Annotated in this window: 18 protein-coding genes; 7 read left to right on the top strand and 11 right to left on the bottom strand. The window is 68.0% G+C overall.

Features of this window, described 5'->3' with window-relative positions:
• Positions 1-7: 7 nt before the first annotated feature.
• Positions 8-1,339, top strand: coding sequence for a M20/M25/M40 family metallo-hydrolase (locus CETAM_RS00640; RefSeq protein ID WP_156226608.1), 1,332 nt, complete (start codon positions 8-10; stop codon positions 1,337-1,339).
• On the opposite strand, the gene CETAM_RS00635 is transcribed toward CETAM_RS00640, so the two are convergent.
• Genes CETAM_RS00635 through CETAM_RS00605 form a run of 7 tightly spaced genes read right to left on the bottom strand, consistent with a single transcriptional unit; the run spans position 1,336 to position 7,138 of the window.
• A complete protein-coding gene (locus tag CETAM_RS00635) occupies positions 1,336-2,199 on the bottom strand; it encodes a prenyltransferase (RefSeq protein WP_156226607.1) in 864 nt (287 codons plus the stop codon). The two genes, CETAM_RS00640 and CETAM_RS00635, sit on opposite strands and share 4 nt — an antisense overlap.
• 8 nt (positions 2,200-2,207) lie before the next feature.
• The gene (locus CETAM_RS00630; protein ID WP_156226606.1) at positions 2,208-2,492 is read right to left on the bottom strand and encodes a lycopene cyclase domain-containing protein; all 285 of its coding nucleotides are present in this window, start codon (positions 2,490-2,492) and stop codon (positions 2,208-2,210) included.
• Positions 2,489-2,839: a lycopene cyclase domain-containing protein gene (locus tag CETAM_RS00625; RefSeq protein WP_330221205.1), complete on the bottom strand. Its 351-nt coding sequence runs from the start codon at positions 2,837-2,839 to the stop codon at positions 2,489-2,491. The genes CETAM_RS00630 and CETAM_RS00625 overlap by 4 nt, the downstream gene beginning before the upstream one ends.
• On the bottom strand, positions 2,832-4,478 hold the full coding sequence (gene crtI / locus CETAM_RS00620; RefSeq protein ID WP_330221214.1) for a phytoene desaturase family protein: 1,647 nt from the start codon (positions 4,476-4,478) through the stop codon (positions 2,832-2,834). Before crtI ends, CETAM_RS00625 begins: the two co-directional genes overlap by 8 nt.
• On the bottom strand, positions 4,475-5,386 hold the full coding sequence (locus CETAM_RS00615; protein ID WP_156226604.1) for a phytoene/squalene synthase family protein: 912 nt from the start codon (positions 5,384-5,386) through the stop codon (positions 4,475-4,477). Before CETAM_RS00615 ends, crtI begins: the two co-directional genes overlap by 4 nt.
• On the bottom strand, positions 5,379-6,347 hold the full coding sequence (locus tag CETAM_RS00610; protein WP_156226603.1) for a polyprenyl synthetase family protein: 969 nt from the start codon (positions 6,345-6,347) through the stop codon (positions 5,379-5,381). Before CETAM_RS00610 ends, CETAM_RS00615 begins: the two co-directional genes overlap by 8 nt.
• The gene (locus CETAM_RS00605; RefSeq protein WP_156226602.1) at positions 6,344-7,138 is read right to left on the bottom strand and encodes a glycosyltransferase family 2 protein; all 795 of its coding nucleotides are present in this window, start codon (positions 7,136-7,138) and stop codon (positions 6,344-6,346) included. Before CETAM_RS00605 ends, CETAM_RS00610 begins: the two co-directional genes overlap by 4 nt.
• 512 nt (positions 7,139-7,650) lie before the next feature.
• Between CETAM_RS00605 and CETAM_RS00600 the strand changes: the two genes are divergently transcribed.
• Positions 7,651-8,313, top strand: coding sequence for a lipocalin family protein (locus CETAM_RS00600; RefSeq protein ID WP_156226601.1), 663 nt, complete (start codon positions 7,651-7,653; stop codon positions 8,311-8,313).
• A gap of 126 nt (positions 8,314-8,439) precedes the next feature.
• Here CETAM_RS00600 and CETAM_RS00595 read toward each other — a convergent pair whose 3' ends face one another.
• Positions 8,440-9,984, bottom strand: a complete 1,545-nt coding sequence (locus CETAM_RS00595; RefSeq protein WP_156226600.1) for an SDR family oxidoreductase — start codon at positions 9,982-9,984, stop codon at positions 8,440-8,442.
• 82 nt (positions 9,985-10,066) lie between these two features.
• Entirely contained in the window at positions 10,067-11,557 is a 1,491-nt protein-coding gene (locus CETAM_RS00590) for a cryptochrome/photolyase family protein (protein ID WP_156226599.1), read from the bottom strand.
• A 110-nt stretch (positions 11,558-11,667) separates the two neighbouring features.
• Here CETAM_RS00590 and CETAM_RS00585 point away from each other — a divergent pair, with 110 nt between their 5' ends.
• From CETAM_RS00585 to CETAM_RS00570, 4 genes are all read left to right on the top strand, one after another.
• The gene (locus CETAM_RS00585) at positions 11,668-12,456 is read left to right on the top strand and encodes a tryptophan-rich sensory protein (protein ID WP_231587529.1); all 789 of its coding nucleotides are present in this window, start codon (positions 11,668-11,670) and stop codon (positions 12,454-12,456) included.
• Positions 12,457-12,604: 148 nt separating this feature from the next.
• Positions 12,605-13,669 (top strand): ABC transporter substrate-binding protein, encoded by a 1,065-nt coding sequence (locus CETAM_RS00580; RefSeq protein WP_156226598.1) that lies wholly within the window; start codon positions 12,605-12,607, stop codon positions 13,667-13,669.
• 5 nt (positions 13,670-13,674) lie between these two features.
• Positions 13,675-15,273 carry an ABC transporter permease gene (locus tag CETAM_RS00575; RefSeq protein WP_231587528.1) on the top strand — a complete coding sequence of 533 codons (1,599 nt, stop codon included), beginning with the start codon at positions 13,675-13,677 and terminating at the stop codon, positions 15,271-15,273.
• A gap of 2 nt (positions 15,274-15,275) precedes the next feature.
• Positions 15,276-16,307 carry an ABC transporter ATP-binding protein gene (locus tag CETAM_RS00570; protein WP_156226597.1) on the top strand — a complete coding sequence of 344 codons (1,032 nt, stop codon included), beginning with the start codon at positions 15,276-15,278 and terminating at the stop codon, positions 16,305-16,307.
• A 2-nt stretch (positions 16,308-16,309) separates the two neighbouring features.
• Here CETAM_RS00570 and CETAM_RS00565 read toward each other — a convergent pair whose 3' ends face one another.
• Both CETAM_RS00565 and CETAM_RS13785 read right to left on the bottom strand, forming a co-directional pair.
• Positions 16,310-16,822, bottom strand: a complete 513-nt coding sequence (locus CETAM_RS00565) for a DinB family protein (RefSeq protein ID WP_156226596.1) — start codon at positions 16,820-16,822, stop codon at positions 16,310-16,312.
• Positions 16,823-17,148: 326 nt separating this feature from the next.
• Positions 17,149-17,433, bottom strand: coding sequence for a hypothetical protein (locus CETAM_RS13785; RefSeq protein WP_231587527.1), 285 nt, complete (start codon positions 17,431-17,433; stop codon positions 17,149-17,151).
• Here CETAM_RS13785 and CETAM_RS00560 point away from each other — a divergent pair.
• On the top strand, positions 17,427-18,755 hold the full coding sequence (locus CETAM_RS00560) for an MFS transporter (RefSeq protein WP_231587526.1): 1,329 nt from the start codon (positions 17,427-17,429) through the stop codon (positions 18,753-18,755). The two genes, CETAM_RS13785 and CETAM_RS00560, sit on opposite strands and share 7 nt — an antisense overlap.
• The last annotated feature ends 50 nt before the right edge of the window (positions 18,756-18,805 follow it).

Below are 18,805 nucleotides of genomic sequence, written 5' to 3'. Positions count from 1 at the left end.
GGAGTTCATGCCGCTCTACGACGACACCCTCGCCCTCCTCCGCGCGCTCATCCGCAACGCCTGCGTCAACGACCTCACGCCCGCCTCGGGCCAGGAGGTCCACAATGCGGACACCCTCGAGCTCTTCTTCGACGGCGTCCCCGGCGTGGAGATCAACCGCTATGAATCCGCACCCGGGCGCGTGAGCATCGTGGTCACGCTCCCCGGCACTGACCCCTACGCCGAACCGCTGACCTTCCTCGGCCACACCGACGTCGTGCCCGTGGACCGGCATCACTGGACCGTCGACCCCTTCGGCGCGGAGATCAAGGACGGCCGCATCTACGGCCGCGGCGCGATGGACATGCTGTTCATCACCGCCACCATGGCCGCCGTGCTTCGCGACGCCGCCCTCACCGGACGCCCCACCGGCACCCTCACCTTCGTGGGCGTCGCCGACGAGGAGGCCCGCGGCGGTCTCGGGGCGAAGTGGCTCTCCGAGCACCACCCCGAGGCCTTCTCCTGGCGCAACACCGTCTCCGAGACCGGTGGCTCCCACCTGCCCATCGCCGACGGCTCCGACGCCCTGGTGCTGGTCGTCGGTGAGAAGGGCGCCGCGCAGCGCCGCCTGCACGTCTCCGGCGACGCGGGCCACGGCTCCAACCCCTACGGCCGCGATTCGGCGGTGGTGAAGATCGCCGAGGTCGCGCGCCGCATCTCGCACATCGACATTCCCGTGTCCCAGGATCACCTCTGGCAGGGTTTCGTCCGGGCATTCCGATTCTCCCCCGAGATCGAGACCGCCCTCCTGGAGGGCACCGACCCCTCGGCCTTCGAGCACTTCGGCGAGGACCTCAAGCGCTACGCCCACGCGCTGTCACGCCTGACCATCTCGCAGACCATCCTGCGTTCCGGCGCGGCCATCAACGTGCTGCCGTCGGCGGCGACGCTCGATCTGGACATCCGGCCGCTGCCGGGAACAACGCAGGACGACGTGGACGCGCTCCTGCTTGAGGCCCTCGGCGACCTCGCCGACCAGGTGCGCATCGAACACCTCATCTCCGAGCCCGCCACGGTCTCCCCCACCTCGGGTCCGCTTTATGACGCCCTCGTGGACACCTTCGATGAATTCTTCCCCGGTGTCCCCGTCGTACCCACCATCGCCGCCGGCGGCTCGGACCTGCGCTTCGGCCGACGTCTCGGCGGCAACGGCTACGGCTTCGCCCTCCACGCCCGGGAACGCACCCTCGGCGACGTCTTCTCCCAGCTGCACACCCACGACGAGCACCTGGAACTGGAGGACCTCGACCTCACGGTGAAGGCCTACCGCTCGCTGGTGCGCCGCTTCTGCGGGGTCTAGCTCCCGATGAACACCGCCGCCAGCGTGATCGTGACAATCGCGCCCACCAGGTAGTTCAGCCAGAGGAACACCCGCCAGGCGCGGTTGACGTCCTCGCAGGTCTCGTCGGTGATGTTCCAGAAGCGCAGCGTGTTGGCCACGTAGCCCAGGCCCGCGATACCGACGATCCAGCCCGGCGAAGGCAGGGCGAACACCAGCAACGCGGCCACCAGGTAGGCCCCGGCGGCCAGGCGGGTGGTCAGCCGTGCCCCGAAGGCGGTGGCGATGGAGCTCAGCCCGCCCTCGCGGTCCGCCTTCACATCCTGCACCGCGCCGAGCGCGTGACTTGCCATGCCCCAGAGGAAGAAGGCGCCGGCCGCGAACCAGAAGTTGGCTCCCCCGCCGTCTCCGGCGATGTAGGCGCCGACGATCGCCGGGGTGACGAAGTGCGCGGAGGACGTCACCGAATCCAGCACCGGGCGTTCCTTGAAACGCATGGGCGGCGCAGAGTAGGCGACCACCGCAGCCATGGCGACGGTCAGCCAGAGCGCGGAGGTCCAGGTGCCCGCCGCGTAGAGCACCACCAGGAAGGGGATGGTGGTCAGCGCCGAGGCCCACAACAGCGGGGCGTGCATCGACCTGGGCAGGACCGCACCCTCGACGCCACCCTTGCGCGGGTTGCGGATGTCGGACTCGTAGTCGAAGACGTCATTGATGCCGTACATCGCGATGTTGTACGGGATGAGGAAGAAGAGCACCCCGACCCAGAACAGCCAGTCCAGTCCCCCACCGGAAAGCAGGTACGCCAGCCCGAAGGGGAAGGCGGTGTTGACCCAGCTGATCGGGCGCGACGCAGCGAGCACTCCCCTGATGATTTCCATGGCCAGACCTACCTTTTCCCCGGCCAGAAGGCCGGGACGATGAGAGCGACGAACAGGGGGTAGAAGAAGTCCTCGACCGGAACCAGGCCCACCTGCAGGCCGAGACGCTGCGCGTCACCGTAGCCGACGAGCTCCGCCCAGATCATGAGGTTGTCGAAGACCGCCGTGAGCACCAGGAGCACCGCCGCGACGATGGCGGTCACCGCCACCTGGCGGGGGGCGGAGTTGCGCCGCACGCCCCACAGGACCGCGGCGAGGATGAGGAAGGGCAGGCTGATGAGCAGGTAGGTCACGCCGGCCTCCCGGGGGAGACGCGGGCGTCGAGAAGCATCCGCGTGCCGGAGGTCAGGTTGATGGTCAGGTAGGTGAGGAAGAACAGGAACACCGGCTCCTCCACCGGCATCTCCGGGGCGAGCACCACCCCCGTCATGAAGGAGGAACCGCCGCGGAAGAAGGACCCGGTGGCGATGCCGAAGGCATCCCAGACGAGGAAGGCCACCACCACGACCACGCTGAGGATCGTGGCGCGGCGGGCGTCGAGGAAGAAGGCCAGTTTCCAGCGCCAGTCGCACAACACCATGCAGGCCAGGACAACGAGGAGAATCGTCAGATAGATGAACGGCACCAGGAACTCAGGCACGGGCGTCCCCCGGCTCCGGGAGCGGGCCCGGACTGGTGTCGCCGTGCAGGCGCTTGATCACGTTCTCCGCGGAGATCAGACACATGGGCACGCCCACACCGGGCACCGTGGTGGCACCCGCGTAGTAGAGGCCCCCCACCTTCCCTGAGACGTTGCGCCCACGGAGGAAGGCCGACTGGCGGAGCGAGTGACCCGGACCGATGGAACCACCACGCCAGGCATGGAAACGCTCGGCGAAGTCGGCCGGGCCCAGGGTCCGGCGCACGACGATGCGCTCGGCCAGGTCCGGGACGTCCGCCCACTCGGCGATCTGGTCGATCGCGGCGTCGGCGATGGCCGCCACCCGCTCGGATGCGGTGTCCCGGTAGGCGTCCCCGTGGCCGATCTCCTCGGCCGCCGGGACGGGCACGAGGATGAAGAGGTTCTCGTGGCCCTCCGGCGCCACATCCGGGTCGGAGGCCGAGGGCATGGAGACGTAGATGGAATGGGAGGCGTCCAGCGGGCGGTTGGGAACCGGACCGTCGAAGACGGCCTCGAAATCCTCCGACCAGTCACGGCTGAACAGCAGGTTATGGTGGGTCAGCTGCGGCAGCCGGCCGCGCACACCCGCCATGACCAGCACGGTACCCAGCCCCGGGTCGCGCGAGGCGAAGTACTTCTCCGGGTAGGTGCGCAGGCGGGCAGGCAGCAGGTGGGTCTCGGTGTGGTGGAGATCCGCCCCGGAGACGACGATGTCGGCCGCGATCTCCTCGACGCGGCCGTCAGCACGACGGACCCGCACACCGGTGGCCTTCTCCCGGCGGCCGTCCTTCGCGGTGGTGATGGCCGTGACCTCGGTGTCCAGCTCGATGGTGGCGCCGTGTTCCACCGCCTGGCGGTGGATCGCCTGGATGACGGCGGTGAAGCCACCCACCGGGTAACGCACGCCCTGCACCAGGTCGGTGTGGCTCATCAGGTGGTACATCGAGGGCGTGTTCTCCGGTCGGGAGGACAGGAACACGGCCGGATAGGTGAGCATCTGACGCAGCCGGTTGTCCCGGAAGCGCTCGTTGACGAAGGAATCCAACGGCTGGGTCAGCAGCCTGGCCAGCTTGCCCAGACGCTGACGGACGTCACGGTGCAGCAGCGGGCCCGGCGAAGAGAACGTGGTGTAGAGGAAGCGTTCGATGGCGATGCGGTAGGTGTCGCCGGCGCTGTCGAGGTACTCGCGCAGCTTCTCGCCGGCACCGGGTTCCAGGGATTCGAACAGCTCCGCAGCTGCGTCGACACCGCTGGGCACGTCCACCGGGGTCTCCCCCTCGGAGAACACCCGGTACGCCGGGCTCAGGTCGACCAGGTCGATCTGCTCCTCGGTGGTGGTGCCCAGCAACCGGAAGAAATGGTCGAAGGCGTCCGGCATCAGGTACCAGGAGGGGCCGGTGTCCCAGCGGAAACCGGGGTGCTCAGCCAGGCTCAGGTCACCGGCGCGGCCCCCGACGGTGTCGGTGCGCTCGACGACGGTGACCTGTATGCCGTCCCTGGCCAGCAGCGCGGCGGTGGCCAGTCCGGCGACACCGGCGCCGATCACGACGGCCGTGCGGGGGATGTTGTCTGCCATGTGTCTGATTCTCGTTTCTTCGGGTCCGGAACTTCGGGTCAGCTTGTGTGCGTCATGCGACGTGCGGTGGCGACCGCCCGTGCCAGTATCGCCAGCTTCGTCCGACGCGGCACGCTGACGCGGCGGCTGGTCAGTTCCGCTGCGGGCAGTTCCTCCAGTCGGTCGGTCAGCGTGGTGAACAGTTCCGCCGCCGCCAACACTCCGGTACGGGCGGACAGAGGCAGCAGCGGTATGACAGTCCGGGCGTGGGCGAGATCCGCGCGGATGTCGGCGATCAGGTCTGCCTTGTGTTCCTCGGTCAGTTCGTGTCCGGCAAGGCCCGGGAAATAGGCGCGCCCCAGGGTGTCGGAGTCCTCCGCCAGGTCCCGCAGGAAGTTGATCTTCTGGAAGGCGGCGCCGAGGGAACGCGCCCCGTCCTCCATCCGGCTGCGCTGGGCGTCCGTGACCGGGTGATCGACCAGGAAGGCCGACAGGCAGAGCAGACCGATGACCTCGGCCGAGCCGTAGACGTAGTCCTCGAAGCTCTGCTCGTCATAGGTCGTCTGGTTCAGATCCCGACGCATGGAGGAGAAGAATGCCGTCACGTGCTCCGGGTTGAAACCGCATCGCCGGGCACTGACGGCGTAGGCGTGCAGGACCGGGTCCACGTGGAAACGTCGCCCGGGGGCGGCGAGGACCGCGCGCTCGTAGTCGTCCAGCGCGGCGGCGATCTCCCCGTGGCTCAGACCTGCGGCACGCGCGGTGCCGTCGACGATCTCATCCGCAATGCGCACCATGGCGTAGAGGTTGCGGATGTCCGTGCGCACCTGCTTCTCCAGCAGACGGGTGGCCAGGGAGAAACTCGTCGAATAGGAGAGGATCACCTCATGGGCGGCCTTGACCGCCGCGCGGTCGTAGCGGTCCAGGAAATCCTCCAGCTGCCCACGGTCCGGGGGCGTCTGCTCAGGCATGGGCACGCAGCATCCCTTCGATTCGTTTCGTGATGTGGTGCAGATTCTCCCGGATGCCCGGAGCCAGGTCGATCTCGTCGATGAGTCTGCGGGCGTCGGCCAGGTACGCGTCACCCTCCGCGATGACGGTACGGATGATCTCCGCCAGGGTCTGCGGATCAGTCGGCCCGTCGGCGGGCATTCTCATCGTCACCAGCGTCGCGCGCCTGTTCACCACATCCCCTGCGGTCTGCTTCCCGGTGACCGCACTGTCACCCACTGCGCCGGCGATGTCATCGGCCGCCTGGTAGGCGTTGCCCAGCGCATGCGCGATCGGCCTCATCGTCTCCGGATCCCGCCCGGCGGCCAGCGCGCCGAGCTTGAGCGGGGTGCCGAAGCTGTACTCGCTGGTCTTGAGGTGATTGCTCAACCGGACCTGCTCCAGGTCCGGATCCGGCTCAGCCAGATGCGCGATGTCGAGGATCTCACCGGTGATGGTCTCGTGCGCCGCGGCCGAGAGCAGCCGCATACCGCGGCGGACCAGGTCATCCGCCAGATCCGAGGTCAGCAGCAGCTGCAGGGCACCGTTGATCCCCAGGTCCCCGGCGACGATGGCCAGCGAGGTCCCCAGGTGGGCGTCCCCGTAGGTCTCCCGGACCGCGGCGTGGATCGTCTTCCGTCCTCGGCGCATGTCATCGCGGTCGATGATGTCGTCGTGGATGAGGAAGGCCCCGTGCAGCAGGTCCACACAGGCACCGAAAACGGTGGCCGCGTACAGCTCCTCGCCGGTGACGTCTCCGGCGGAGATGTGCACCAGCCGGGAGCGCAGATGTTTGCCTCCCAGCGAGAAGGTGGCCACCCCGTCGTAGGCCATCGCCAGCAACGGGACATCGTTCGACACGTGGTGCCGCCGTCCGCGCGCCAGGAAATCCTCCAGCAGCTCCAGCGAAGCGTCGACCCGTGTCTCCAGGTCCTCGGTCACGGTGACAGCACCTCCTGCAGGCGGGATCCGAGCCGACCCCGTTGTGCCAACCGACGGTGCGGTGGGTGAATTCTCCAGTTGCGGACGATGGTATAGAAACCTCTGTGGAAGCGCACGGCCAACTGCCGCAGGCCGTGCAGGGCGCGGTCATCCATGCCCACCACCAGATCCCGTTGGAACCAGATGGTCTCGTCTGCGCGGACCGCAAAGGACAGCTGCATGTCCTCGTGCACATAGGTGTCGCTCAGGTCGACCTCGTCGCGGATGCTGGCCCACCAGTCGGCACGGATGGAGTAGTTGGTGCCGAACAACGGATAATGCCCCAGCGTGGAACCTACGCTGGCGAAGTAGGCGCCCAGGTAGAGGGAGCTGGCGATGGCGCCCGCCACGCCCGGGATGTCGAAACGGGCGGAGCCGGTCACTCCGACCACCCGTCGACCAGGTGAGGCTTCGGCTGCGCGCCAGATGCCGCGCACGCGCTCCAGGTAGTCGGGGGCGAGCTCGACGTCGGCGTCGATACGCATGAGGATGTCGCCTTCGGCGGCGTCGAAGCCGGCCATGGTCGCCCAGGTGATGCCGCGGCGGGGCTCATCGACGACGCGGGCGCCGTGGCGGCGTGCGACCGCAGCGGAATCGTCGGTGGACCCGTTGTCGACCACGATGACCTCCGCGGGCGCGATCGACTGCGCCCGGAGACTGAGCAGGCAGCGCTCCAGCAGCCGTGCGTCGTTCAGACAGGGGATGATCACGCTGAGCGCAGGGCGGTCGAATGATACGCGTGCATCACTCATCGGTGACCCCGCAGGAATGCGTCGACATGGCAGAAGATCCTACTGACTGAAATGGGCGTGGCACTTTCTTCCGGGACACCGTGGTCAATCCCCGCCGGGTGGCGGACAGGACGTGGGCGGCGATTTCCTCATCTGTTGTCACCTTCCATGGGGAAGAGTGGCTTTGAAGAGCATAGGCTTGACTAGCTAGGCTAACTAATTTTCCGGCACCTGTCCCGGGTGTCACATATCCGGGGGTGACGGCACGCCCCGGGCAGGACCGCGGCGCAGGCGCCGGGTCGACGCCCCCACCTTTTCCTGAAGTGGTTTCACGCCGGCGCCCACGCCGCCAGGCACTCCTGCCACGGGGGTGATTTTGCCGGAGAGGCAGACGGAGGCGGGCGCGGGCGCTACAGTGAAAACAATCTAGCTTGGCTAGGTAAATAAAACTGTGCGCAGACCGACCCTGTCCACCACGGCCGCCTGACCGCCCCTCCCCAGCCACCGACCACGCCCCAGAAAGGCCTCTTGACATGCGCAAGTCCCTGAAAGCCAGCGCCGCCCTCCTGCTCGCCGCCATGATCCTGCCCGCTTCGATCCACGCTGCCGGCGCACAGGACCTGACCAATGGTGGCCGCACCTCCAGCGGATACGCCGACCTGCTGCCGGCCGGTTCGAGTTCCGGCCCCGAGCTGTCGCAGGTGAACTACGTCGACCCGGAAAAATACCAGGGCACCTGGTACCAGGTCGCGGCCGTTCCCCAGCCCTACACCCTGCAGTGCACCAATGACACGACGGCGCAGTACAAACTGAACGAAGAGAAGACCGCCCTCTCGGTGATCAACTCCTGCGGCTCGCAGATCAGCTCCAATTCCGTGATCAACGGAACCGCGACCATCCGGGACACCGACACCAATGCCTCCCTCCGCGTGAACTTCCCCGGCGTCCCCTTCCAGGACGAGCAGGGCCCGGTGAACTACCGGGTGACCTACCTGGCCTCGGACTACTCCCTCGCCATCGTCGGAGACCCCCAGCGTCGCTCCGGTTTCGTGCTCAGCCGCACCCAGGACCTCAGCCCGCAGCAGTGGAGCCTGGTCAAGACCACCGTCGCCGAGCGCGGCTGGTGGGACTGCTCCTTCCTGACCGTCCCCATGGCCGAGGGACGCAAGGACATCACCCCGCTCTGCCTGCTCTGATCCGCCCCGCCGGAGAGTGGGCGCACCCGGCCGTGTCCGCCTCCGCGGACGCGGCCGGGCGTTCCCGTTCCTCACGTGGGAACGGAACGGCCCGCTTTTCCACGCCCCGGAGGGGGGCCGTTCACCTCAGTTCGTCGAACCGCCCGCAGCGTTATCCCGCTCCGCCGTCCTGAGGATGGTGCGCAGCATGACCGGGAAGATGAGGGCGTGGAAAGGCAGCAGGGACCACCAGTAGAGCCGCCCCAGCAGGCCCGTCGGAGCGTAGAGGGCACGCTGGACGTAGGTGGATCCTTCGCCCCTGTCCTTGACCTCCATGACCAGCCAGGCACGGCCGTCGATCTTCATCTCGGCCGCCAGCACCAGACGGCGTGGCCGATCCAGCTCGACCACCCGCCACCAGTCCACCTTGTCCCCCACTGCCAACCGGAGCGGGTCACGCCTGCCACCGAGACCCGGCCCGCCGATGAGGCGGTCGACGATGCCGCGCACCCGCCACAGCGAGGGGGCGGAGTACCAGCCGTTCGGGCCACCGATTCCCTCGACGACCTCCCAGACCTTCTCGGCGGGGAGGTCCGACTCCCCGGAGCGGACGTCCTCGTAGACGGACTCACCGGTCCACTCCGGATCGGTGGGCAGGCTGTCGGCGGCGTCGCCGACACTGGTCCAGCTCCTGTCCCAGGAGGTGGGCACCCCCCGGCCGCGTTCCGCCTTCACCGCCAGGGTGACCGCCGTCGGGTAGTCGATCAGCCCGCCCGGCGGGTCGGGGATGATCTCGGCGATGTCATGCTCCTCCGTGACGGCGTCCTCCGCCATGGACTGCGCCAGGGGGACGGCCAACCCGGCCGGAACGGGCGTGACCAGCCCGATCCAGCCGCCGGAGAGGGTGTCCATGGGCAGCGGCAGCGGGACGGCGAAGACTCGCCGGCGCAGCCCTTTGTGCCGGCCGTAGATCCGGATCAGGTCCGCGAACTCGTAGTCCTGCCCGCAGCCGATGTCGAACTCCCGGTTCACCGGTTCCTCGAGGTCCGCCGCCCGGACAAGGTAGTAGAGCGCGTCCCGGATCGCCAGGGGTTCGATCCGGTTCTTGATCCACCGCGGCGCCACCATCACCGGCAGCCGCTCGGTGAGGTGCCTGATCATCTCGAAGGAGGCGGAACCGGAACCGATGAGGGTGGCGGCCCGGTACACGAGCGTGGGGGTCTTGCCCTCAAGCAGGATCTTCGCCACACGTTCCCGGGAGCGCATGTGCTTGGACAGGTCATCCAGCTGCCGCCCCCGGGGATGCAGACCGGAGAGGTAGACGATCTGCCTGACCCCGGCCTCCTCGGCGGCGGCCGCGACGATGGTGGCGGTCTGCCTCTCCGTCTCCTCGAAGTCCTCGTCCCTGCCGCCCATGGAATGGACCAGGTAGAACACGACGTCGACGCCCGCCATGATCCGGGCGACGCTGTGGGCATCGGTGAGGTCCGCCTCCACCAGTTCCGCGTCATCACTCCAGTCGAACCGGCGCAGACTCTCCGCCCGTCGGGAAGAGGCCCGCACCTGGAAGCCTGCAGCCAGCAGTTCTGTGACCAGCCGCCCGCCGACATAGCCGGAGGCCCCTGTGACCAGCACGGTTCGCGTGCCGTGGCGGGCGGTGTAGTCGAGGGTCGCGGGGAGTGAGGTAGCCATGGGCCCAGCGTAGATACGCTCCCGCCGTCACGCCCGGTCTACCGGATTTTCATGGTCAAACCGTGACCGCCGACCGTGTGCGTCACTGCCGGATCCCCTCATAGGCGGCCAGGGCCGTGGCCCGGGATTCGCGCAGGTCCACGATGGAGGCCGGGTACCCGCTGCCGCCGTGTTCCGGGACCCAGGTGGAAATGTAGGTGTTGTCCGGGTCGAAGCGTTTGGCCTGGGTCACGGGGTTGAAGATGCGGAAATAGGGGGCCGCGTCGTCGCCGCACCCGGCGACCCACTGCCAGTTGAAGGCGTTGCTGGCGGGATCGGCGTCGACGAGGGTGTCCCAGAACCATTCCTCACCGTGGCGCCAGTGGATGCCCAGGTTCTTGGTCAGCAGCGAACCGACCACCATCCGCACCCGGTTGTGCATGTGCCCGGTCGCCCAGAGCTCGCGCATGCCGGCGTCGACAAGCGGAATCCCGGTCGTGCCGCAGCGCCAGGCGCTGAGGTCGGTGTGGAAGTCCCTCGGCTCCGCAGCCCGGATACTGCGCCGCCCGTCGCGCCCTCCTGCGGTGCTCGCCGCCAGTTCACCGGCGTCCCAGGACCAGGGGAAGGCGTCGAAATTCGCCCGCACGTTGACGGTCGCCAGGTCGGGGCGGTGGTAGAGCCGGTGCCAGGCGAAATCGCGCCAGATCAGTTCGTTGTGGAAGACCGTGACGTCGGGTGCGTCGTCCTGCAACGCGGCCGCCGCCGACCACACCGCCTGCGGACTGATCTCCCCGAACCGCAGGTGGGGCGAAAGCCGGCTGGTCACGGCCATGGCCGGGAAATCACGCCCCTCGGCGTAACCCTGCTTTCCCACGCCGTGCGTCAGCGAATCCAGGAACGCCTCCAGGCGTCGCCACGCGCCTTCCTCCCCGGGCTCCCACGCCTCGTCGAGGCCGCGGGTCCAGTCCGGTTCCCGGCGCGAAGGGTGTGAGGGCAGCAGCGCCAGGGACTCGAGCTCCGCCAAGCTCGACTCGGGTGCCGCACCGGGCCCGTGGAGGTTCCCCGGAATCTTCTCCAGGTGCACCTGCCCTGACCCGATGTCGCCCTGGACCACACCGCGAAGCGTCCGGGAGAACGGCGTGTACACCTTGTACGGGTTGCCCTGACCGGTGGCGATAGTCCAGGGTTCCGCCAGCAGGTGGCCCGGAAAGCTGTGGGCCTCCACTCCCGCAGCCCGCAGCAGCTCCTTGACCTCGGCGTCCAGGTCGCGTTGCGGGCGGTGGTAGCGCCGGCTCCAGGACACATACGTTGCGCCGGTCCGACGCGCCAGCTCCGGGATGAGTCGCCGGGGGTCACCGCGGAGGACCATCAACGGGATGCCGTGTTCGGCCAGGCTCCCGATCAGGCGGGACAGGCTCTGGTGCAGCCACCATCGGGCCGCGCCGCCCAGGGGCCGCACTCCCGTCGTGTCCGGGTCCTCGGCGACATGAACGGCGATGACCGGCCCGCGGGCCGCGGCTGCGGCGAGGGCCTCGTTGTGGCGGATCCTCAGGTCATCCCGGAACCAGAAGAGGGCAGGTGCTTTCTCGTTCACCCCACCAACCTAGCGCTCCCGACCGCCGCGGCGCACCGAGGGGCGTGAGGGCCGTTCAGTGACCCACAACACACGAGTTTCCCTAGGATGGTGGGCAGGAGGTCTCCACCATGTCCCATCCCACCACTGCCCCTGCCCGTGGCAGCACCTGGTTGCTGCCCGTGATCACCCTCGTCGGCGTCGCCTTCGCCATAGCCGCGGCCTTCTTCGGCAGCGGGGCCCTGGGCGGCACCCCCATCAACGAAGCGGCCGGCGGCTCATTGTCCGCCGACGCCACCCCGCTCGCCCCCGCAGGCACGGCCTTCAGCATCTGGAGCGTGATCTACCTCGGCCTGGCCGGCTACGCCTTCTGGCAGCTGTCGGGCACGGCACGTCGATCCGAACGCGAACGCTCGCTGCGCCCCTGGGCCCTGCTCTCCGTGCTGCTCAACGCGGCCTGGATCTGGACGGTGCAGCTCGGGTCGCTCATCGCCTCCGTGGCGGTGATCCTCGCCCTGTTGGCGGTGCTCATCCGGATCATGTTCCTCCTGGGTGCCCCACGCACGGGCGGCATGGTCGAGCGGGTGCTCACCGACGCCACCTTCGGCCTGTACTTCGGATGGGTGCTGGTGGCCACCTTCGCCAACACCTGGGCCTGGCTGGCGGCGTCAGACGTCGAGGCCATGCGGGAGATCCCCGTCGGGGTGGCCGGCATCGTCGTGGCGACTGTCGTGGCGGTGGTGGCCGCCGTGCTGGACGGCGGCCGGCTGGCCCCTGTCCTGGCCACCTCCTGGGGGCTGGCCTGGATTGCGGTGGGTCGCACGGAAGGACAGTTCGAGTCTTCGGCGCTGGTCTGGGCCGCCGGCATTGCCGCCGTCATCGTGCTCCTGGCACCGGTCCCGGGCAGAATGCGGAGGTGAGCGTCGTGTCCGGCGGGATGGGGCATCACCGCCCTCCCCCGACCTGAGCGATTGCTCGTTCAACCTGCACACACGACAAGTTCATGGGATTATCAGTATTTGCCACAAGGCGCATCAATAGTCCCACCAATGGAAAAGGTACCCCGACATGGTCTCCTTCCCCCGTCCCAACTTCCGCCGCTCCCTCTTCGCGGCCACCGCAGTCGGCGCCTCCGCAGCGCTCCTCGTCTCCTGCGCCGAGCCCTCCGAGGACACCGACGCAGCGGCCACCACCGAGACCACCGCAACCTCGGAGATCACCACGATCACGGTGTACACCTCCGAGCCGGAGGAGAAGGTCGACGAGATCAACGCCGCTTTCATGGAGGCCAACCCGGACATCGAGGTCGAGGTGTACCGCGCCGGTACCGGTGACCTGAATGCCCGTATCGCCGGTGAGAAGCAGTCCGGCGAGATCGAGGCCGACATCCTCTGGGCCGCCGATTCCGCCACCTTCGAGACCTATAAGGCGGCCGGTGACCTCGCCGAGCTGCAGGACGTGGACACCTCCGACCTCATCGAGGAGGCCGTTGACGCCGAGGGCTTCTACGTGGGCACCCGCATCATCCCGACCGTCATCGCCTACAACACGGACATCGTCGACGAAGCCGACGCCCCGCAGTCCTGGGCCGACCTGGTCGACCCGAAGTACGCGGGCCAGCTGGTCATGCCGGACCCGGCCGTCTCCGGTGCCGCCGCCTTCAACGCCTCGGTGTGGAAGAACAATGATCAGCTGGGCGAGGAGTGGATCAACGCCCTCGGCGAGAACCAGCCGATGATCGCCCAGTCCAACGGCCCGACCTCCCAGGAGATCGCCGGCGGCGGCCACCCGGTGGGTGTCGTCGTGGATTACCTCGTGCGTGACCTGGCCGACGCCGGTTCCCCGATCGCGGCCGTCTACCCGACCGAGGGCGCACCGTACATCACGGAGCCGGCCGGCGTCTTCGAGGCCTCGGCCAACAAGGAGGCCGCCGAGCGCTACATCAACTTCCTGCTCTCCGAGGAGGGTCAGAAGCTCGCCGTCGAGCAGGCCTACCTGCCGGTGCGTGAGGATGTGGGCACCCCGGAGAACACCCCGGAGCTCGCCGACATCGCTCTGATGACCCCGGACCTCAAGGTCGTCACGGACGACAAGGACGCGGCCGTCGAGCTGTTCCAGAACGCCATGCAGTAACCCTCATGCATGCTCTGTCCCTGATGCGCGCCGGGGTGTGGCTGATCGTCCTCGGACTGTTCGTCACACCCCTGGCGCTCGTCGTCACCCTCGCCGCGGGCGGGAACCAGATCCCCACCCTGCTCAACCAGGGCCTGGGCGCCGCGGTGTGGAATTCGACCTACACCACGCTGCTCTCCGCCCTCGGTGCGGTGATCTTCGGCACCCTGATTGCGCTCGTGCTCGACCGCACGAACGCCGCCGGCACGACCGCTCTCCGGCTGTTCCTGCTCTCGCCGCTGCTCATCCCGCCGTTCATCGGTGCGATCGCCTGGCTGCAGCTCTTCGGCCCGAACCAGGGCCTCAACCGCTTCTTCGGCACCGAGGTGTGGAACATCTACGGCGCCGACGGCGTGACATTCCTGCTCATCCTGCACTCCTATCCGATCGTCTACGTCATCGTCTCCGCGGGCCTGCGGTCCATCCCCTCGGATCTGGAGCAGGCTGCACGCGTGAGCGGCGCGGACACTACGACGGTGCTGCGGACAGTCACCCTGCCGCTCCTCCGCCCGGCCCTGCTCTCGGCCTTCACTCTCACCGCCGTGGCCAACCTGGCGGACTTCGGCATCCCGGCCCTGCTGGGCTCCCCCGCCCGCTTCGAGACCCTGGCCACCATGATCTACCGCTTCATGGAGTCCGGAACCGTGGGCAACCCCCTGCAGGTCGTCTCCACGATCGGCGTCGTGCTGCTCGTGCTGGGCATCGGCGCCGTCCTCGCCGACCACCTCGTGGCCCATCGTGCGTCCTCCAAGCTGCAGGACACCGGCCAGTCGCTGCGTTTCGATCTCGGCGGTGCCCGCTGGCCGGTCACCGCCGTCGCCTGGGTGGTGGGCCTGGCGGTCACACTCGGCCCCATCATGGGCCTGGCCTACCGGGCCCTGCTGCCCGCCCCCGGCATCCCCTTCACCATGGACACCATCACGCTGGAGAACTTCCGCCGGTCCCTGGCCAACCCGCGCGTCGCCGAGGGCTTCAGCAACTCCGTCACCCTGGCGTTGGCGACGGCGGTGATCGCCGGAGTTCTGGGCTGGTTCATCGGCCTGCTGGTCACCCGCACCCGGTTCGTCGGCAACACCGCCCTCACGCTCACCGTGCTGCTGCCGACGGCTCTGCCGGGCCTGATCATCGGTGTCGGCTGGCTCATCCTCGGTCGCTACACCGGCATCTACAACACCATGTGGGTGCTCCTCGGCGCCTATGTCTGCGCGTTCACCGCCATGGTGCTCCAGGCGGTCCGGGCACCCCTGCAGGGCACGCCGCTGGCGGTCGAGGAGGCCGCCCGCATCAGTGGCGCGGGCCGGCTGCGCGCCCTGCTGGGCACCACCGGCGCCATGGCGATCCCGGCGGCGTTCTCCGGCGCGATGCTCGTGGCGGTCACCGCCGTCCGGGAACTGACGGTGTCCATCCTGCTCATCGCGCCCGGCACCACCACCCTCGGCGTGCAGGTGTTCAACCTGCAGCAGGCCGGAAACTACAACCAGGCGTCGGCGTTGTCGCTGATGTTCGCGCTCGTCGGTATCCTCGCCCTGGCGCTGACCGTGCGTTCCCCGAAAGTCAGGAGTTGACCGTGTCGGCCATCGACATCCATGACCTCAGCGTCACCTTCCCGGACGGCACCACCGGCCTCGCGGACGTGAACCTGAGCGTCCGGCCCGAGGAGTTCGTGGCGCTCATCGGCCCCTCCGGCTCCGGCAAGACCACCCTGCTGCGCACCATCGCGGGCTTCGTCCCGCCGAGCACGGGCCACGTCGCCCTCGGGGGCGAGGACGTCACCCGTGTTCCCCCGGAGAAGCGCCGCATCGGCATGGTGTTCCAGCAGCACGCCGTGTGGCCGCACATGACGGTGGCGGCGAATGTGGCGTACCCGCTGAAGATGCGCGGCGTCGATAAGCGTGGGCGCGGTGAGCGCGTCGACCGCGCACTCGAGTTGGTCGGCCTCGACGGGTTCGCGCAGCGCAGGCCCGACTCGCTCTCCGGTGGCCAGCGGCAGCGCGTGGCGCTGGCGCGCGCCATCATCGCCGACCCCACCGCCCTGCTTCTCGACGAAGCCCTCTCCGCCCTCGACGAACCCCTGCGCGACAACCTCCGCCGCGAGCTGGTCACGCTCACGCGCCGCGAAGGGCTGACCACCGTCCACGTCACCCACGACCGCTCGGAGGCGTTGTCGATCGCGGACCGTGTGGTCGTGCTCGACAGGGGCCGCATCCAGCAGATCGCCACGCCGCAGGACCTCGTGCACCGCCCCGCCACCGCCCGGGTCGCCGCGTTCATCGCGGACGCGGCGCTTCTCGACGCCTCGTTCACCGACGCCGTCACCTCCGGCACCCTCACCTGGGCCCCGGACGAGGTCGAATTTCTCGGCTCCCCCACCCCGGAGCTGACCCTCGCGGTCCTGCCCGCCGCCGTGGAGGTCCTGCCCGCCGGCACTCCGGGGGCGCTTCCCGCCGAGGTCAGGTCGGTGCTCTACGACTCCGGCGACTGGTCCGTCACCCTCGACGCGATGGGGACGGTGTTCCGGGCGATCGTGCGGGGCGTGCGGCCCGAGGTCGGGGACCAGGTGTCGATGCGCATCCGCCGACCCCTGGCCTACCCCGCCTGAAACTACCTGCCCAGCTCCGGGGCACCGCCGATGTACTGGACCATGCCCACGTGCTGGAGAGCGTCGATGAGGATGAGGCTCAGGCGGCCCTGGATGGTTTCCGGCGCACCGTTGAACTCGCCGATGACCTTGCCGAAATCCTCCGCCTTGAGGGTGGAGACGTACTCGCGCAGGGCCGCCAGCGACGCACTGATGTAGTCGACCAGCAGGTCCCGGTCCTCGACGATGACGGCGAGGGCCTCTTCGTCGGTGTGGCCGAAACCGGTCTGCTCACCGGCCGCGCCGATGTTGAAGCTGGAGCGGTAGTCCTGCTCCTCCCACACCTGGGGCTGTCCCGCGAGTGCGGAGGCGCCCAGCACGTCCAGGACACGGCCGGCGTGCCACAGGTTCCACGCGGCGGTGTTGGGGTGGCCGCCCGGCTGGGTGTTCAGCTGCGCCGGGGAGAGCAGCGGCACGCGCTCGAGGTTGGCGGTCGCGCGGTCAATGAGGTTCAGGTATGCGTCCTTGATATCCATGGCAACTAGGGTACGCCCGCCACGCCTGAAGGCGCGGGCGTTCCGGACCGCAGGACCACCGGCCCCATGGGGGGTACCGGCGGACGCAGTGGGTGCAACCGTTCACACGTTGCGGGTTCAGCCTCAACCGGGGAGCACTTTCTGTCGACATCTTGACGTAATACAGGTCACGATTTAGGGTATAAACCAGTCCAGATCACAATGTAGAGCTAACACAGTCGACACTTTGGATGTTTCCTCGAAAGGACACCCACCATGCGCCTCAAGACGACGTCGCACGCATCATCAGCGGCGGCTCCGGGATGGGCTGTTCGGGCACCCTTCGCTTAACAGCGGAAAGCGCCACGGTCATAGTCGCTGATTCCGATAAGGCCGCGGCCCATGACGCCACCGACATGGTCGACCCGGCGCGCGTGGTCGGCCGAGATCAACACCGAACCGGCCTGCTGACTCCGCACCACAGGTAGGCCGGTCTTTCCCACCCCTTTGTTTCTCACCTGCATCATCTCTCCCCGTCCCCAGCGCAGAAACACGACGCCCAGGAACAGCTCACGCGTTCCGGTCCTCTTGCGGCTGCACATCCGTAACTCACTGAGGAATTGCCATGTCACGTACCACCACCGCTCCACCCGCTCCTGGCGTTATCGAGCTCGAGTCTCCCGCCAAGAACAGCATGTGGAGCTACGAGAACAAGCTGGTCCTGCTGTTCTTCTTCGCCGTCGGACTCATCTGCTTCGACCGACTCGCGATCAACTTCCTGATGCCGTACATCCAGCAGGATCTGGGGATCAACAACACCCAGGTCGGCATGCTGTCCGCTGCCGCAGCACTGACCTGGGCCATCGCTTCTGTCATCGGCGGAAGGCTCTCGGACAAGGTCCCGTCGAAGCGGATGTTCCTGGTCTTCCTCATCATCGCGTTCTCTGTGGCGTCGATGATGCAGGGCCTGGCCGGCGGCTTCATCCAGCTTCTTATTCTGCGTCTGATCATGGGAATGTTCGAAGGTCCGGCCATTCCGGTCACCCAGTCGGTGCTGGCCATTGAGTCCTCGCCGCATCGCCGCGGCCTCAACCTGGGCTTCGCCATGAACACCGCCCAGGGCCTGTTCGGTTCCATTCTGGCCCCGATCGCCATTGTCGCCCTCGCCGAGGCTTTCGACTGGCGCTCCGCGTTCTATTTCACGATGCTTCCGGGCCTGGTCATCGCATTCTTCGTGTGGCGGATCATGCGGGAGCCGGAGCCGCGGGGCCTCGGTGCGGAGGACCAGGAGAAGGAACTCCAGGAAGGCCGTTCCAAGGGTGAGATCGGTGAGGTCCTCCGGAACCGCAACGTCCTGATGTCTGTGCTGATGTTCGGCGGGATCATGGTCTTCGCCATCGTCCTGCAGGTCTTCGGGCCCTTGATGATGACCAACGAACGCGGCTACACGCCGACCGCGATGTCGGTGATCATGTCAGCCTTCGGCCTGGGCACCGCACTCTGGGGCTTTGTCATTCCCATGGTCTCCGATCATCTCGGCCGCAAACCAGTGGCGGTGATTTTCGCCCCCTTTACGGTGATCGCCCCGCTTGCCGTCATCTACGTCGACAACATGGCACTTCTCGCCCTGGCGATGTTCGTGTCCGCCGCAGCGATGGGTGTTCTCGGTATGGCCCTGAGCGTCATCCCCGTGGAGGCTGTGTCCCCGATGATGGCAGGCCTCGCCGTCGGTATCCCGGTCGGGTTCGGCGAGATCCTCGGTGGCTTCCTCGCCCCGATCCTCGCCGGCGCCCTCGCCGATTCCCACGGGCTGTCCGCCTCCCTGTTCGTTGCAGCCGGTGGCGGTCTTATCGCGACCCTCGCGGCCATGTTCCTGCGAGAGACGTCACCACGAGTGCTCGCCCGCCGAAACGGCGACCGTCGCCCCGTCACTGTCGTCTCGGAAGAGCTCTGATCCCCCACCTCCTTCCCGCCCTGTTGCCCGGGTCGGCTCATGAAAGGCTC

Source organism: Corynebacterium comes (assembly GCF_009734405.1).
In the GTDB taxonomy this organism is placed as follows: Bacteria; Actinomycetota; Actinomycetes; order Mycobacteriales; family Mycobacteriaceae; genus Corynebacterium; species Corynebacterium comes.
This window is presented reverse-complemented; position numbering and strand designations above follow the sequence as displayed.